The organism is Rhodococcus sp. NPDC003382 (assembly GCF_053589135.1).
In genome coordinates this window covers 114,895-129,668 of the sequence record NZ_JBSFRH010000005.1, presented here as the reverse complement: position 1 = coordinate 129,668, position 14,774 = coordinate 114,895, and the positions used below count along the sequence as shown (strand labels likewise).

11 protein-coding genes are annotated in these 14,774 nt (G+C 70.0%); 5 read left to right on the top strand and 6 right to left on the bottom strand.

Annotation, left to right across the window (positions count from 1 at the left end):
• Positions 1-21: 21 nt before the first annotated feature.
• Together ACWDUD_RS05865 and ACWDUD_RS05860 are read left to right on the top strand one after the other, a co-directional pair.
• The gene (locus ACWDUD_RS05865; RefSeq protein ID WP_450108655.1) at positions 22-1,419 is read left to right on the top strand and encodes an NAD(P)H-quinone dehydrogenase; all 1,398 of its coding nucleotides are present in this window, start codon (positions 22-24) and stop codon (positions 1,417-1,419) included.
• 186 nt (positions 1,420-1,605) lie between these two features.
• A complete protein-coding gene (locus ACWDUD_RS05860; RefSeq protein ID WP_450108654.1) occupies positions 1,606-2,817 on the top strand; it encodes an aminotransferase-like domain-containing protein in 1,212 nt (403 codons plus the stop codon).
• On the opposite strand, the gene glpK is transcribed toward ACWDUD_RS05860, so the two are convergent.
• Positions 2,802-4,316, bottom strand: a complete 1,515-nt coding sequence (gene glpK, locus ACWDUD_RS05855) for a glycerol kinase GlpK (RefSeq protein WP_450108653.1) — start codon at positions 4,314-4,316, stop codon at positions 2,802-2,804. The genes ACWDUD_RS05860 and glpK overlap by 16 nt on opposite strands.
• A gap of 109 nt (positions 4,317-4,425) precedes the next feature.
• On the opposite strand from glpK, the gene glpD reads away from it, so the two are divergent.
• The gene (gene glpD / locus ACWDUD_RS05850; protein WP_450108652.1) at positions 4,426-6,159 is read left to right on the top strand and encodes a glycerol-3-phosphate dehydrogenase; all 1,734 of its coding nucleotides are present in this window, start codon (positions 4,426-4,428) and stop codon (positions 6,157-6,159) included.
• Between the two features lie 43 nt (positions 6,160-6,202).
• Here glpD and ACWDUD_RS05845 read toward each other — a convergent pair whose 3' ends face one another.
• The 3 genes from ACWDUD_RS05845 to ACWDUD_RS05835 all read right to left on the bottom strand — a co-directional run bounded on the left by ACWDUD_RS05845 (position 6,203) and on the right by ACWDUD_RS05835 (position 8,389).
• Positions 6,203-6,751, bottom strand: a complete 549-nt coding sequence (locus ACWDUD_RS05845) for a hypothetical protein (RefSeq protein WP_450108651.1) — start codon at positions 6,749-6,751, stop codon at positions 6,203-6,205.
• 53 nt (positions 6,752-6,804) lie between these two features.
• Positions 6,805-7,341, bottom strand: a complete 537-nt coding sequence (locus ACWDUD_RS05840; protein WP_450108650.1) for a hypothetical protein — start codon at positions 7,339-7,341, stop codon at positions 6,805-6,807.
• Positions 7,342-7,441: 100 nt separating this feature from the next.
• Positions 7,442-8,389, bottom strand: coding sequence for an oxygenase MpaB family protein (locus tag ACWDUD_RS05835; protein ID WP_450108649.1), 948 nt, complete (start codon positions 8,387-8,389; stop codon positions 7,442-7,444).
• Between the two features lie 50 nt (positions 8,390-8,439).
• Between ACWDUD_RS05835 and ACWDUD_RS05830 the strand changes: the two genes are divergently transcribed.
• Positions 8,440-9,033 carry a TetR/AcrR family transcriptional regulator gene (locus ACWDUD_RS05830; RefSeq protein WP_450108648.1) on the top strand — a complete coding sequence of 198 codons (594 nt, stop codon included), beginning with the start codon at positions 8,440-8,442 and terminating at the stop codon, positions 9,031-9,033.
• A 71-nt stretch (positions 9,034-9,104) separates the two neighbouring features.
• The gene (locus ACWDUD_RS05825; RefSeq protein WP_450108647.1) at positions 9,105-9,362 is read left to right on the top strand and encodes a DUF7218 family protein; all 258 of its coding nucleotides are present in this window, start codon (positions 9,105-9,107) and stop codon (positions 9,360-9,362) included.
• Positions 9,363-9,371: 9 nt separating this feature from the next.
• Here ACWDUD_RS05825 and ACWDUD_RS05820 read toward each other — a convergent pair whose 3' ends face one another.
• The gene (locus ACWDUD_RS05820; protein WP_450108646.1) at positions 9,372-10,163 is read right to left on the bottom strand and encodes a DNA-formamidopyrimidine glycosylase family protein; all 792 of its coding nucleotides are present in this window, start codon (positions 10,161-10,163) and stop codon (positions 9,372-9,374) included.
• Between the two features lies 1 nt (position 10,164).
• Positions 10,165-14,709: an ATP-dependent helicase gene (locus ACWDUD_RS05815; RefSeq protein WP_450108645.1), complete on the bottom strand. Its 4,545-nt coding sequence runs from the start codon at positions 14,707-14,709 to the stop codon at positions 10,165-10,167.
• Positions 14,710-14,774: the final 65 nt, after the last annotated feature.

Below are 14,774 nucleotides of genomic sequence, written 5' to 3'. Positions count from 1 at the left end.
GAATCGATACAGAGGAGAAAAATGACCCGGATCGTGATCATCGGCGGTGGGCCTGCGGGCTACGAGGCTGCGCTGGTGGCGGCCCAGTACGGCGCGACGGTGTCACTGATCGATTCGGACGGGATCGGCGGCGCCTGTGTGCTGTTCGACTGTGTGCCGTCGAAGACCTTCATCGCGTCGACCGGGGTGCGCACCGACATGCGCCGCGCCGCGGATCTCGGCATCGAGCTCGAACGCGCCGCCGTGTCGCTGCCGCAGGTCCATGCCCGCGTCAAGGGCCTCGCCCGTGCCCAGTCCGCCGACATCCGCACCAAGCTCGAGGCCGCCGGTGTGTCGATCTACTCGGGGCACGGCGAACTCATCGACCGCGAGGTCGGCATGGCGGCCCACCAGGTCCGCGCGAACCTGTTCACCGGCGACGAGAGGGTGCTCGACGCCGACGTCGTTCTCATCGCGACCGGCGCGAGCCCCCGTGTGCTGCCCGGCGCGGTGCCGGACGGCGAGCGTATCCTCACCTGGCGTCAGCTCTACGACCTCGACAAGCTGCCCGAGCACCTGGTCGTCGTCGGGTCCGGTGTCACCGGCGCCGAGTTCGTTTCCGCGTACACCGAAGTCGGCGTGCAGGTCACCCTGGTGTCGAGCCGTGACCGTGTGCTGCCGCACGAGGACGAGGATGCGGCGCTCGTGCTCGAGGACGCGTTCGCCGAGCGCGGTGTCACCCTCGTCAAGCACGCTCGCGCGGACGTGGTCGAACGCACCGGGGACGGGGTGCGCGTGCTGCTCGCCGACGGCCGGATCGTCGAGGGCAGCCACGCTCTCATGACCGTCGGTTCGATTCCCAACACGTCCGGTCTCGGCCTCGAGAAGATCGGGCTCGAGCTCGATCGCGGCGGCTACATCCCGGTCGACCGCGTGTCGCGCACTGCGGTGCCGGGCGTCTACGCCGCGGGTGACTGCACCGGTCTGCTGCCGCTCGCGTCGGTCGCCGCGATGCAGGGTCGCATCGCGATGTACCACGCGCTCGGTGAAGGCGTGAGCCCCATCAAGCTCAAAACCGTTGCGTCCGCGGTGTTCACGCGCCCGGAGATCGCCACGGTCGGTGTCAGCCAGGCCGCGATCGACAACGGCGAGGTCCCGGCGCGGACCGTGATGCTGCCGCTGAACACCAACCCGCGCGCGAAGATGGCGGGACTCAAGCGCGGTTTCGTGAAGATCTTCTGCCGTCCCGCGACCGGCGTGGTCATCGGTGGTGTCGTGGTCGCGTCGACGGCGTCGGAGCTGATCCTGCCGATCGCGATCGCCGTCCAGAACAACCTGTCGGTCAACGATCTCGCGGCCACCTTCTCGGTGTACCCGTCGCTGAGCGGGTCGATCACGGAGGCGGCGCGGCAGCTCATGCGGCACGACGATCTCGACTGATCGAGTCTCGCTCGACGGTGGCGCGTTTCACGATGTGAGACGGCGTGTTCACATGGTGGTGCCGTGATGAGGTAAGCTCTTCCCGGGTCGGTCGTACCCACGACCGCTCGTCACGGCATCCCTCCGCCCGCAGATCCGGACGCTCGGTGCTGCTTCGCTCACCACCCCTCTGCTCGTGGAGTACCCATGACACGTATCCGCGCCCGCCGTCTGGACGGGTTGACCAGTTCCGCCATCCGAGATCTGCTCGAAGTCACCGCCCGTCCCGAGGTGATCAGCCTCGCCGGCGGCCTGCCCGCCGCCGAACTGCTGCCCACCGCGCGGCTCGCCGAGGCCGCCGCGTCCGCGCTCGCCGATCCCGCGACCGCCCAGTACACCGAGACCTGCGGGCTCGGGGACCTGCGCACGGTGATCGCCGCCCGCGAGAGCGGACGCCTCGGCCGCACGGTGGATCCGCAGCAGGTCGTCGTCACCCACGGTTCGCAGCAGGCCCTGAGCCTGATCGCGCAGGCGCTGCTCGACCCGGGCGATCTCGTCGTCGTCGAGGAACCCGCGTATACCGGGGCGCTGCAGGTGTTCCGGGCCGCCGAGGCCACCCTCGCCTCTGTCCCCGTCGACGACGACGGCCTCGACACCGATGCACTCGAGGAACTGCTCGCGCGCGGCGCGCGGCCGGTGCTCGTGCACACCGTCGCCACCTTCCACAATCCGCGCGGGGCGGTTCTGTCGGCGCCGCGGCGGGCGCACCTCGCGGCACTCGCCGATCGCTACGGATTCCGCATCGTCGAGGACGATCCGTACGGCGACCTGTGGTTCGGTACACCGCCTCCGGCACCGGTCGCCTCCCACACGGACCGGGTGATCCGGCTGTCGAGCGCGTCGAAGATCATCGCCCCCGCGCTGCGGGTCGGCTGGCTGCTCGCCGACCGCGACGTGTGCGCGTCCGTGGAACTGCTCAAGCAGGGCGCGGATCTGTGCGGATCGTCGCTGACCCAGCGGATCGCCGCGGATCTGCTCGCCGACACCGCCTGGCTCGACGCCCATCTGACGACCCTGCGCGCCACCTACGGTGCCCGCGCGCACACACTGGCCGCCGCTCTCACGGCCGAATTCGGTCCGGACGTGACGTATTCGCCGGTGCGCGGCGGCATGTTCACCTGGTCGTCGCTGCCCACCGCGGTTCCGGCCGCCGAATTGCTCCCTGTCGCAGCGGATCTCGGTGTCGCCTTCGTTCCGGGTGATGCGTTCGCGGTGGCAGGCGACCACACGCACTCCGTGAGGCTGTGTTTCGCCACCTCCGCGGAGGACGAACTCGCCGAGGCCGTCCGGCGCCTGGGCGCGGCGGTGCGGACCGCCGAGGGCGCCCGCCCGCCGGCCCGGGCTCAGGCCCAGTCGTAGGTTCGTTCGACCGCCTTGTTCCACTCGCCGTACAGCCGCTCGCGTTCCGTCTCGTCGAGTGCGGGCTCCCAGGTGTCGCCGACCGCCCAGTTGCGGCGGATGTCCTCCTCGCCCTCCCAGAATCCGACGGCGAGACCGGCCGCGTAGGCCGCGCCGAGCGCGGTGGTCTCCGCGACCACCGGACGCACCACCGGCACCCCGAGGATGTCGGCTTGGAACTGCATCAGGGTGCGGTTGACGACCATGCCGCCGTCGACCTTGAGGGTGCTCAGATCGACCCCGGAATCCGCGCGCATCGCCTCGATGACCTCGCGGGTCTGGTACGCGGTCGCCTCCAGGGCGGCACGCGCCAGGTGGCCCTTGTTGACGAACCGGGTCAGACCCGCGATGACGCCGCGGGCGTCGGGGCGCCAGCGAGGCGCGAACAGCCCGGAGAACGCCGGCACGAAGTAGGCGCCGCCGTTGTCGGGGACGGTCGCGGCGAGGTCCTCGATCTCCGCTGCGGAGCGGATGATTCCGAGATTGTCGCGCAGCCACTGCACGAGCGATCCGGTCACCGCGACGGATCCTTCGAGCGCGTACACCGCCGGAGCGTCACCGATCCGGTAGCAGACCGTCGTGAGCAGGCCGTGCTCGCTGCGCACCGGCGTGGTGCCGGTGTTGAGCAGCAGGAAGTTTCCGGTGCCGTAGGTGTTCTTCGCCTCGCCGGGCGACAGGCACGCCTGCCCGAAGGTGGCGGCCTGCTGGTCGCCGAGGATGCCCGCGACCGGAACCCCCGCGAGCGGACCGCGCTCGCGTGCGTAGCCGTACACCTCGGACGAACTGCGGATCTCCGGCAGCATCGACATCGGGATCCCGAAGTCCGCGCAGATCTGCGGATCCCATTGCAGCGCCCGGAGATTCATCAGCATCGTGCGCGAGGCGTTGGTGACGTCGGTGACGTGCACACCCGGTTCCTGCGTGCCGTTGCCGACGCCGCCGGTCAGATTCCACACGATCCAGCTGTCCACGGTGCCGAACGCCAGCTGCCCGGCCTCCGCCTTCTCCCGGGCGCCTTCGACGTTGTCGAGGATCCAGCGCACCTTCGGGCCCGAAAAGTACGTCGACAGAGGCAGTCCCGTCGCCTCGCGGTACCGGTCGACGCCGGCGTCCCCGGCGAGTTCGCCGATGAGCCGATCCGTGCGGGTGTCCTGCCACACGATCGCGTTGTACACCGGCTTGCCGGTGGTGCGGTCCCACACCACGGCGGTCTCACGCTGATTCGTGATGCCGATCGCGACGACCGCTCCGCGCGGCAGGTCGGCCTTCGCCAGCGCCAGTGCCGCGACCTCGCGGGTGTTCGTCCACAGCGTCTCCGGATCGTGTTCGACCCATCCCGAGCGCGGGAAGATCTGCTCGTGCTCGGTCTGCGCGACCGAGACGATACGGCCGTCGTGGTCGAACACGATGCAGCGGCTCGACGTGGTGCCCTGGTCGATCGCGGCGATGTACTGGTTCACGGCGTCCTCGCTCGAATCGGTGGTCTGAAGGTTGCGTCCTGGTCAGCGGTACGAATCGAAAACTACTAGCCTGGGTCCGGATACGTCGACGAGGCACAGGAGTGGCGCGGTGACCAACCAAGCGGGTGTGCAGATCCTCGGGCCCGAGCAGCGCCGCGAGGCGTGGCAGCGACTGGGTTCCGAACAGTTCGATGTGGTCGTCATCGGTGGCGGCGTGGTCGGTGCCGGTGCCGCACTGGACGCCGCGACCCGCGGCTTGCGGGTCGCCCTCGTCGAGGCACGGGATTTCGCCTCGGGCACCTCGAGCCGGTCGTCGAAGATGTTCCACGGCGGCCTGCGTTATCTCGAACAGCTCGAGTTCGGTCTGGTCCGGGAAGCGCTGCGCGAGCGGGAACTGTCGCTGACGACGCTCGCCCCCCACCTGGTCAAGCCACTCGAGTTCCTGTTCCCGCTCACCCACCGGGTCTGGGAACGGCCGTACATCGCCGCCGGGATCTTCCTCTACGACCGGATGGGCGGGGCGAAGTCCGTACCCGCGCAGAAACACCTGACCCGGTCGGGGGCACTGCGCATGGCGCCGGGTCTCAAGCGGTCGTCGCTCATCGGCGGGATCCGCTACTACGACACGGTCGTCGACGACGCCCGGCACACGATGACGGTGGCGCGGACGGCGGCGCACTACGGCGCGGTCGTGCGCACGTCGACGCAGGTCGTCGGGTTCCTGCGGGAAGCGGACCGGGTGTCGGGTGTACAGGTGCGCGATTCCGAGGACGGAACCGTCACCGAGGTCAAGGCACACGTGGTGATCAACGCGACGGGGGTGTGGACCGACGAGATCCAGGCGCTGTCGCGTCAACGCGGCCGGTTCCGGGTGCGTGCCTCGAAGGGCGTGCACATCGTGGTGCCCCGCGACCGGATCGTCGCCGATTCCGCGATCATCCTGCGCACCGAGAAGTCGGTGCTGTTCGTCATCCCGTGGGGCAACCACTGGATCATCGGCACCACCGACACCGACTGGAATCTCGATCTCGCGCACCCCGCGGCGACGAAGGCCGACATCGATTACATCCTCGACCACGTCAACGAGGTGCTCGTCACCCCGCTCACCCCCGAGGACATCGACGGGGTGTACGCGGGTCTGCGTCCGCTGCTCGCGGGGGAGAGCGACGAGACCTCGAAACTGTCCCGCGAGCACGCGGTCGCGCGCGTGGCGCCCGGGCTGGTGGCGATCGCCGGCGGCAAGTACACCACCTACCGCGTCATGGCCGAGGACGCCGTCGATCTGGCCGCCGAGGACATTCCGTCGCGCATCGCGCCGTCGATCACCGAGAAGGTGCCGCTGGTGGGCGCCGACGGGTACTTCGCGCTCGTGAACCAGACGATGCACCTCGCCGAGCAGTACCGGGTGCACCCGTATCGGATCAAGCACCTGCTCGACCGGTACGGCTCGCTCCTCGAGGAGGTGCTTGCCTACGCCGACGGCAAACCCGAACTGCTGCAACCTCTCACCGATGCGCCGCAGTACCTTCAGGTCGAGGTCGCCTACGGGGCCGCCGCCGAAGGCGCGCTGCACCTCGAGGACCTGCTCGCGCGGCGCACCCGGATCGCCATCGAGTATCCGCACCGCGGGGTGCACTGCGCCGAGCAGGTCGCGCGTCTCGTCGCCCCGATCCTGGGCTGGGATGCGGAGGCGGTGGAGCGGGAGATCAATACGTACCGCGCACGGGTCGACGCCGAGATCCGGTCGCAGAGCCGACCCGACGACGAGTCCGCGGACGCGTTGCGCGCGGCGGCACCCGAGGCCCGCGCCGAGATCCTCGAACCGGTGCCGGTCTGGGGCTGACCACCCGGGAACCATCGCGCCGGCCGGGAACCGCGCGGCCCGCTCACAGCTCGGCGAGCAGGTCCTTCCAGAACGCCTTCGCGTCGTCCGCGGAATCCGGGGACGGAAGCCGGTTGTGGGCGACCGCGATCCGGCTCCTGCCGGGGCCGCTCTCACCGATGGTGACCTCGACGCGGGTGCCGTCGTCGAGCGCGCAGCGCCAGTACCGCCACTTCGGCGTCGTGGAGGTCGTCGGGTCGTCGGTGAGATCCCGGTCGGCGAGGCGGGTACGGCCGCCGACCAGAGCGGTCCACGCCGCGAGCGCGTCGTCCGGTGATCCGTCGACGGTGCGGCTCGCGGCGGCGGAGAAGGTTCCGTCCGACTGCTGGCCGGGAACGCGCCGGCCGATGTGCTGTTCGTAGGCGACGGTGACGGACTGGGCCCACCAACCCGCGTTCGCGACGCCGAGCGAATCGAGTTCACGTTGCACGTGCGGGGCGATGTCCCGGTGATCCAGCTCGGCTGCGCCGAGTTCGTCGAGCCAGCGGACCCACTGTTCCCACGGCCGGGAGGTGCTGCGCTCGATGGCGGTGACGTTGGCGGGCGCGGTCATGCTCCGACACTAGTCCCGGTACGGCCCGGGATCCCGCATTCGGCGGTCCCGGATCAGTGGGTGAGCAGGACCTTCGTGAGCACGACCGACAAGGCGACCAGCATGATGACCGCGGCACTCGTGAGCCAGCCCTTGCTGGGACGTTTGCCGTTGAGTCTGCCGATGACGAGGACGATGCCGCCGATCCGCACGAGCACCGCGATCTCGGCGAGCAGCTGCGCGGTGTGCGGCTCGAGCCAGCCGATCCATCCGATCGCCAGGATCACGCACGGCATCACCGCCGAACTGAGGATCGGTACCGAGTTGCGGAGCTCGGCCCGGCGCTCGGCAGCGGTCAGCTGCGCACCCTCCCGGACACTGTGCCCGACCGCCTCGGCGAAGACGTGGGCGACGAACGTCGACAACGTGGTGCCGAGGACGATCGCGATGCCGACGTACTTGTCTTCGGTCACCACCGGTACGAGCGCCGCCAGCACCAGGATGTTGCCGTAGATGTAGGCACTGATGCGGCTGGCGGCGTTGCTCCGGTCGAGCGGCTGACTCCGCGAGAACAGGGGACCGTGCAGCACGGCGTGGGCATCGACCTTCATGCACACAAGGGTGGCATGCGATGACCGCGTCTGCGTGCTTCTGTGTCGTCTGTGGGTCGTCGTCTGTGGGTCGTCGTCTGTGGGTCGTCGTCTGTGGTTGTCACCGGCTTTCGTGTGCGGGAACCTTCGGGCTGTAGTGGATGGGCAGGTCGCGGCGGTCGAGCGGCGGCAGGTTCCGTGCCGGGGTGTGCACGAGCGGCGCATCGCCCGGGATCCGGCCGGCTTCACGGTCCCACCCGGCGCGGGCCCGCGGATGGTAGCGATAACGCCACGGCACGAGCCGGGTACCGAGACCGATCGCCCGCCCGATCACCCGGTGGAGGCGCTCCTCGGGGCGTGACCACGAGAAGCCGAGCAGGTCGCGCACGGGCTGGTCGTAGAGGCCGACGGTCAGCCACAGGAATCCGCGGGTGACGACCGGACGCACGCCTCGCCAGATCGGATCCGGGAACCACCGGAGGAACGGCGGCCGGTCGAGCTGCGACAGGTCGAGGACGTCCCGGGTGGCCTTGTTGTCCTCGAGAACGTTCCGGCACATGTGGTCCCAGTACTCGAGGAACGCCTCCCACGACTCGGGGACCGGGCGCATCGACATCCCGTAGAGGCGGTACCACTGCACGTGTTCGTCGAACAGCCGGTGCTTGTCGGCGAGTGACAGCGGGCCGTCGAACCATTCGATCGACACGACCAGGCTGTAGAAGAAGGTGGCGTGTGCCCAGTAGAACGTGTCCGGGTCCAGCGCGTGGTACTTGCGGCCGCGGGCGTCGACGCCCTTGATGGTGTCGTGGTATCCGCGCACCTGGCGTGCGGTCTCGGCGGCACGGGGTCCGTCGAACACGACGCCGTAGATCGGATACAGCGATCGGTACAACCGTTCCCAGCGTTCGTCGAAGAACTTCGAATGCTGTTCGACGCCGGCGCCGAGGCCCGGATGCATGTTCTGCATCGACCCGGCCCACGGCCCGAACAGCATGCCGCGCCACCCGCCGAAGTACTTCCAGGTGAGCGAATCCGGCCCGAGCGGCACCGAGGAGTTCTGACTACGCATGTTGTCAGAGTAGAATTCCGGCGCGCAGGGGTCAACGACAGGATCGAGCCGTGGAACCAACGCGCCGCAGTTGGGCGGGCACCGCCCTCGAGGAGCGTCGGCGCGTGAGACGCGAGGCCCTTCTGGAGGCCGGAATAGAGCTGCTCGGGGCCGTCGACCGGTCGGCCTCGAACGTGCGGGCGGTGTGCCGCGCCGCCGGACTCACCGAACGATACTTCTACGAAAGCTTCGGCGACCGGGACAAGTTCGTCCGTGCCGTCTACGACGAGGTCGGCGACCGCGCGCGCACGGCACTGATCGAAGCAGTCGCCGGAGCGCCCCCGAACAAGCGCGCGGACGCCGCCGTGCGCGTGTTCGTCGAGCTGATGGTCGATCAGCCCGCCATGGGGCGGGTACTGCTGCTCGCGCCGCTGCGTGAACCGGCGATCGGCACCAGCGGCGTCGAACTGGCGCCTCAGTTCGTGACACTCGTGCGGGAGCAGCTCCCCATCGAGGACCCGGAGAAACGGCACATGGTCGCGGTCGGGCTGGTCGGTGCGCTGACCAGCCTGTTCATGGGCTACCTCGAAGGCACGATCGTCGTGCCCCGAGAAACGCTCGTGCAGCACTGCGTCGAACTCGTCGAGCGCGCCGGACGCGGTTGATCCTGCACCTGGGGGACACGGTTGCACGGCCTCCAGGATGGGTATCCCTCACCCGACGAAGGGAGAATGCGATGCCGAACCCCTCGATCAAGGACGAGAAACTCTACGAGGAGCTTCGTGACGACGGTGCTTCGAAGGAGAAGGCCGCGCGAATCGCGAATGCCGCCGCCTCGCGCGGACGGTCGTCGGTGGGGCACAAGGGCGGCAAGTCCGGTTCGTACGAGGACTGGACCGTCGCGGAACTGAAGAAGCGCGCCAAGGAGATCGGGCTCACCGGATACTCGTCGAAGCGCAAGGATGAGCTGATCGAGGCCTTGCGCAATCACTGAGGTGCGCGATCACCGATCCGTGCCTCGCTGACAGCGCGGGCAGTGGTAGAAGATCCGCTCCGGGTCGTTCGCGGCGCCCAGCGTGCCGGACACGACCGTGCCGCCGCAGCGGAGGCACGGTCGTCCGGCCCGCCCGTACACCCACAGGTTCCGGCCCGGACGGCGGTCGCCGGTCGTGATGCGCACGGCGCGGTCGCGGTTGGCGACGAGCAGCCTGTGTGCCAGATCCACCCACGCGGCGACGTCGCCGGCGTCGGCGACGGGCACTGCGGGATGCACCCCGCGCAGGAAACACAGTTCGCTGCGGTACACGTTCCCGACACCGGCGAGGACCCGCTGATCGAGCAACGCCAGTCCGATGGGCCGAGCAGGATCGCGTGCGAGATTGGCGGCTGCCGGAGCCGGATCCCACGACGGGCCGAGCAGATCCGGGCCCAGATGCCCGATGGCATCGGACTCGCGGTCGCGAGGAAGGACCTCGACGATCCCGAGGTCGAAACCCACCGCCTGCACATCGGCGGTCTCGAGAACCAGGCGCGCACGGAAACCGGGTTTGCGCCAGCGGGCGCCGCGGGCGTAGATCTGCCATTCGCCGTCCATCATCAGGTGCGTGTGCACCGTGTGCTCGGGCAACCGCGTCAGGATGTGCTTACCGTACGCGACGGTGCCGGTCACCTCCGCGCCGGACAGATCCACGGTGGCGTAGCGCGGAACCCGGAAGTCGGAGCGCGTCAACGTCTTTCCCGTCAGCGCCGCGTGCAGCCGCGCCGCGGTCCGGAACACGGTGTCGCCCTCGGGCATGTCAGGCCCGCAACCGATAGCCGCGCGGTGTCGCCGAGAATCCCGCCTCGGACAGCAGCGCCGCGAAATCGTGTCCGTGGATCGAACGCCCGTCGACCTTCTCCACCACGATCTTGTCGACGCTGCCTCGCTTGACGGTGGCCGCGAGCGACGCGCACGCCACGCGCAGCACGCCGGGATCGTCGTCGAAAGTCAGGAGGGTGCGGCCCCCGCGCTCGACGAACAGCACCAGCCTCCCGTCGACCAGCACCACCAGCCCGCCGGCCTTGCGGCCCGGACGGTGCCGGGTCGTGTCGTCGGCGCGCGGCGCCGGCCACGGCAGCGCCGAGCCGTACGGATTGGCGGGGTCGCATGCCGCGAGCGTCACCGCCGGGGTCTCGGCGTGGCGACCCTCGAGGGATTCGCCATAGGAACGCAACCGATCCACGACCTCGGGCGTCGAGAACTGGGCACCGCCGAGCGAATCGACGAAATAGCCGCGACGGCACCGGCCCGATTCCTCGAAACGCGCGAGCACCTTGTACATCAGGGCGAATCCACCGGGCACGGACTCGCCGGCCACCACCCCGCGCGTCACCACGCCGTACCGTTCGAGCAGGAGTTCGGCGGTCGCGTGGGCGCGCACAGTCGACTGCGGTTCGGGTTCGGGCAGCAGCGACCACCGCCCGCCCACCGTCGGGGGTCCGGTCCGCGACGGCAGAGCCGGGCGACCCCGGTACATGCGCGAACGCGGTGCGCGGCGGGGTGCGCGGTGCGCCGGGGTGGCGCGGGACGTGTCCCCGATCAGGGCGCGCAGAGGTGCGAGGGTATCGCCGCCGATGTGCCCCGCCCACACCAGATCCCACAGCGCCGCCGCGGCGGCCGCGTCGCTGACCTGGAGGCCCTGCGCCGCCAGCGCGTCGGCGAGCTGGCGGAAGAAGAACCCGCCGCCGCCGGCCAGCGCATCGAGGATCGCCCGGTGGATGTCGTTCAACTCGATGTCGGTGGGTGGCGCCAGGGTGGTCGATGCCGCGTCGGTCGGGTGCAGGCACACCCAGCCGTCCTTGCCCGAGATCGAGCCGGCGCCCGACCACAGCACCTCACCGGTCGCGGTGAGCTCGTCCAGCATCGCGGGGGAGTAGTCCCGCACCCGGGGCGCGAGCACGAGCGGTTCCAGGGCGCTGGCCGGGACCGGGAACCCGGCGAGCTGGTCGACGACGGCCGCGACCCCGTCGATGCCGCGCAGCCCGCCGCCGATGTTGTGCCACGCGGGCAGGAATCGTCCGAGGGTCGCGGTGCTGACCGGTTCCACCTCCTGGCGCGCGGCCGCGAGGGAGCGGCGACGCAATCGCCGCAGCACCTCGCTGTCACACCATTCCGATCCGGTCGCACCGGGACGGAATTCGCCTGTCGTGACGCGTTTCTCGTCGGCGAGGCGGCGCAGGACGTCCTGGACCACGGCGGCGCCGAGACCGAACCGCGCCGCAGCCTCGGCAGTGGTGAACGGTCCGTGGGTGCGGGCGTACCGCCCGACGAGGTCGCCGAGCGGATCGGCAACCGGTTCGACGAACGCCGTGGGCACGCCGATCGGCAGCGGCACGCCGAGGGCGTCGCGCAACCGGGATGCGTCCTCGATCGCCGCCCACCACACGTGGCCGGCGAACGACACCTCCAGCACCCGGTTGCGGGCGGCCAGATCGGCGATCCATTCCGCCGGGTCGGCGGTGCTCCGTTCCCGTAGTTCGGCGAGGGTCAGCGGCCCGAGCAGACGCAGCAGATCCGCGACACCCTCGGCGTCCCGGGCGCGCCGGTCCGGCACCAGCCGTTGCAGTTCGTGTTCGGCCGCGGCGATGACGTCGGCGTCGAGCAGTTCCCGCAACTCGACGCGCCCGAGCAGTTCGGCGAGCAGCGACGAGTCCAGCGACAGGGCGGCCGCGCGGCGTTCGGCGAGGGGACTGTCCCCCTCGTAGAGGAATGCGCCGACGTAGTCGAACAGCAGCGAACTCGCGAACGGGGACGCGGTGGCGGTCTCGACGTCCACCAGGCGGATCTGCCGACGGGCGATGCGTCCGAACAGGTCCCGCAGGGCGGGCAGGTCGTAGACGTCCTGCAGGCATTCGCGGACAGTCTCGAGCAGGATCGGGAACGTGGGGTAACGGCGTGCCACGTCCAGCAACTGGGCCGAGCGCTGCCGCTGCTGCCACAGCGGTGCGCGTTTGCCGGGGTTGCGACGCGGCAGCAACAGGGCGCGGGCCGCGCACTCCCGGAACCGGGACGCGAACAGGGCCGACCCGCCGACCTGTTCGGTGACCAGATCCTCGATCTCGTCGCGGTCGAAGACGAAGATCTCCGCGCCGGGCGGGTCGTCCTCGGTGTCGGGCAACCGGACGATGATGCCGTCGTCGGAAGCCGTCGGATTGGATTCGACACCGAACCGCTCCTGTAGGCGTGCGCCCACCGCGAGTGCCCAGGGTGCGTGCACCCGCAGCCCGAACGGTGAGTGCAATACGAGCCGCCAGTCGCCGAGTTCGTCGCGGAACCGTTCGACGACGAGGGTGCGGTCGGTGGGCAGGTGCCCGGTCGCGGTGCGTTGTTCGTCGAGCAACCGGATCAGGTTCCTGGTGGCGTTGTCGTCGAGCCCGCTTTCCTTGCAGCGGGTTTCGGCGTCCTCCGGGGTGGCGTGTCCGAGTTCGCGGACGAATTCGCCCAGAGCTGCGCCGAGTTCGGCGGGCCGGCCCTGGCCGTCGCCGTGCCAGAACGGCAACCGGCCTGGTCGGCCGTAGGCGGGGGAGACCAGTACACGGTCGAAGGTGATCTCCTCGATCCGCCAGCTGGTCGCGCCGAGCGCGAAGACGTCGCCGACCCGCGACTCGTACACCATCTCCTCGTCGAGTTCGCCTACCCGCGTGGCCTTTTCGCCGACCATGTAGACGGTGAACAGACCGCGGTCGGGAATCGTCCCGCCGGAGGTGACCGCGAGACGCTGCGCTCCCGGACGCCCCGTGAGCGTGCCTTCGTTACGGTCCCACACCAGACGCGGTCGCAGTTCGGCGAATTCGTCCGAGGGGTACCGTCCGGCCAGCAGGTCCAGAGTGGATTCGTAGGCCGAACGGGGGAGTGTCGCGAACGATCCGGTGCGGCGCACGGTCTCGAACCAGTCGTCGACGTCGAGTGGTTCGAGCGCGGCTGCGGCCACGGTCTGCTGGGCCAGCACGTCCAGCGGGTTCGCCGGTACCTGCAGGGCCTCGATGCGGCCCGCGACCATTCGTTCGACGGTGACCGCACAGTGGATCAGGTCGGTGCGGTGCTTGGGGAAGAGCACACCGCGGGAGACCTCGCCGACCCGGTGGCCGGCGCGCCCGACGCGTTGCAGTCCGCCGGCCACCGACGGAGGGGCCTCGACCTGGATCACGAGATCCACGGTGCCCATGTCGATGCCGAGTTCGAGGCTCGACGTCGCGACGACGCACGCGAGCCGGCCCGATTTGAGATCGTCCTCGATCAGCGCGCGCTGATCCTTGCTCACCGAGCCGTGGTGGGCGCGGGCCAGCAGCGGTTCGGCGCCGTAGCTCACCTCGGTCGGGGCACCGATCTGCGCGGGCGGGCGCGGTTCCCGATCCACGGTGGCCCCGGTGCGTTCGGCGTGAATCTCGTTGAGCCGCGCCGTCAGTCGCTCGGCCAGACGCCTCGAGTTCGCGAACACGATCGTCGACCGGTGGGCGGTGATGAGGTCGACGAGCTGTTCCTCGACATGTGGCCAGATCGAGCCGGCCTGCGGGGTGGCCGGGAACGGATCCTCGCCCGGGATCTCGGCCTCCGGCGCCGCGACGCCGAGTTCGGTCATGTCCTCGACCGGCACCCGGACGGTGAGATCCCAGGTCTTGGTCGCCGGGGGCGCGACGATACGGATCGGGGCCTGCCCGGTCAGGAACCGGCCGACCTCCTCGTGGGGACGCACCGTCGCGGACAGGCCGATCCGTTGCGCCGGGCGCGGCAGGAGGAGGTCGAGCCGTTCGAGGGAGACCGCGAGGTGCGCGCCGCGTTTGGTTCCGGCGACCGCGTGCACCTCGTCGACGATCACCGTCTCCACACCGGCGAGCGTGCTGCGGGCCGCCGAGGTGAGCATGAGGAACAGCGACTCGGGGGTGGTGATGAGGATGTCCGGCGGCTTCTGGACGAGCTTGCGCCGGTCGGCGGGGGTGGTGTCGCCCGAGCGCACCCCGACGGTGATCTCGGGTGGGTCCAGCCCGAGGCGCTTCGCGGTCTGGGTGATCCCCACAAGGGGAGAGCGCAGGTTCCGTTCGATGTCGACGGCCAATGCCTTCAGCGGCGAGACGTAGAGAACCCGCGTCGTGCGGGTGTCGCGGGGTTCGGCCGCCAGCCGGTCGAGCGACCACAGGAACGCCGAGAGGGTCTTGCCGGAGCCGGTCGGCGCGACGACGAGGGTGTGGAGCCCCGACGAGATCGCCTCCCACGCCCCGAGCTGGGCGGGAGTGGGGGCCGCGAACGCGCCCGCGAACCACTCGCGGGTGGGCGCGGAGAAGCGGTCGAGGACGGCGTCGGTCACTCGTCCATGGTGCACCCGGGGTCCGACATGCGTCGCAGCTGTGCAGGTTGCCTGGCTGTCGCCAG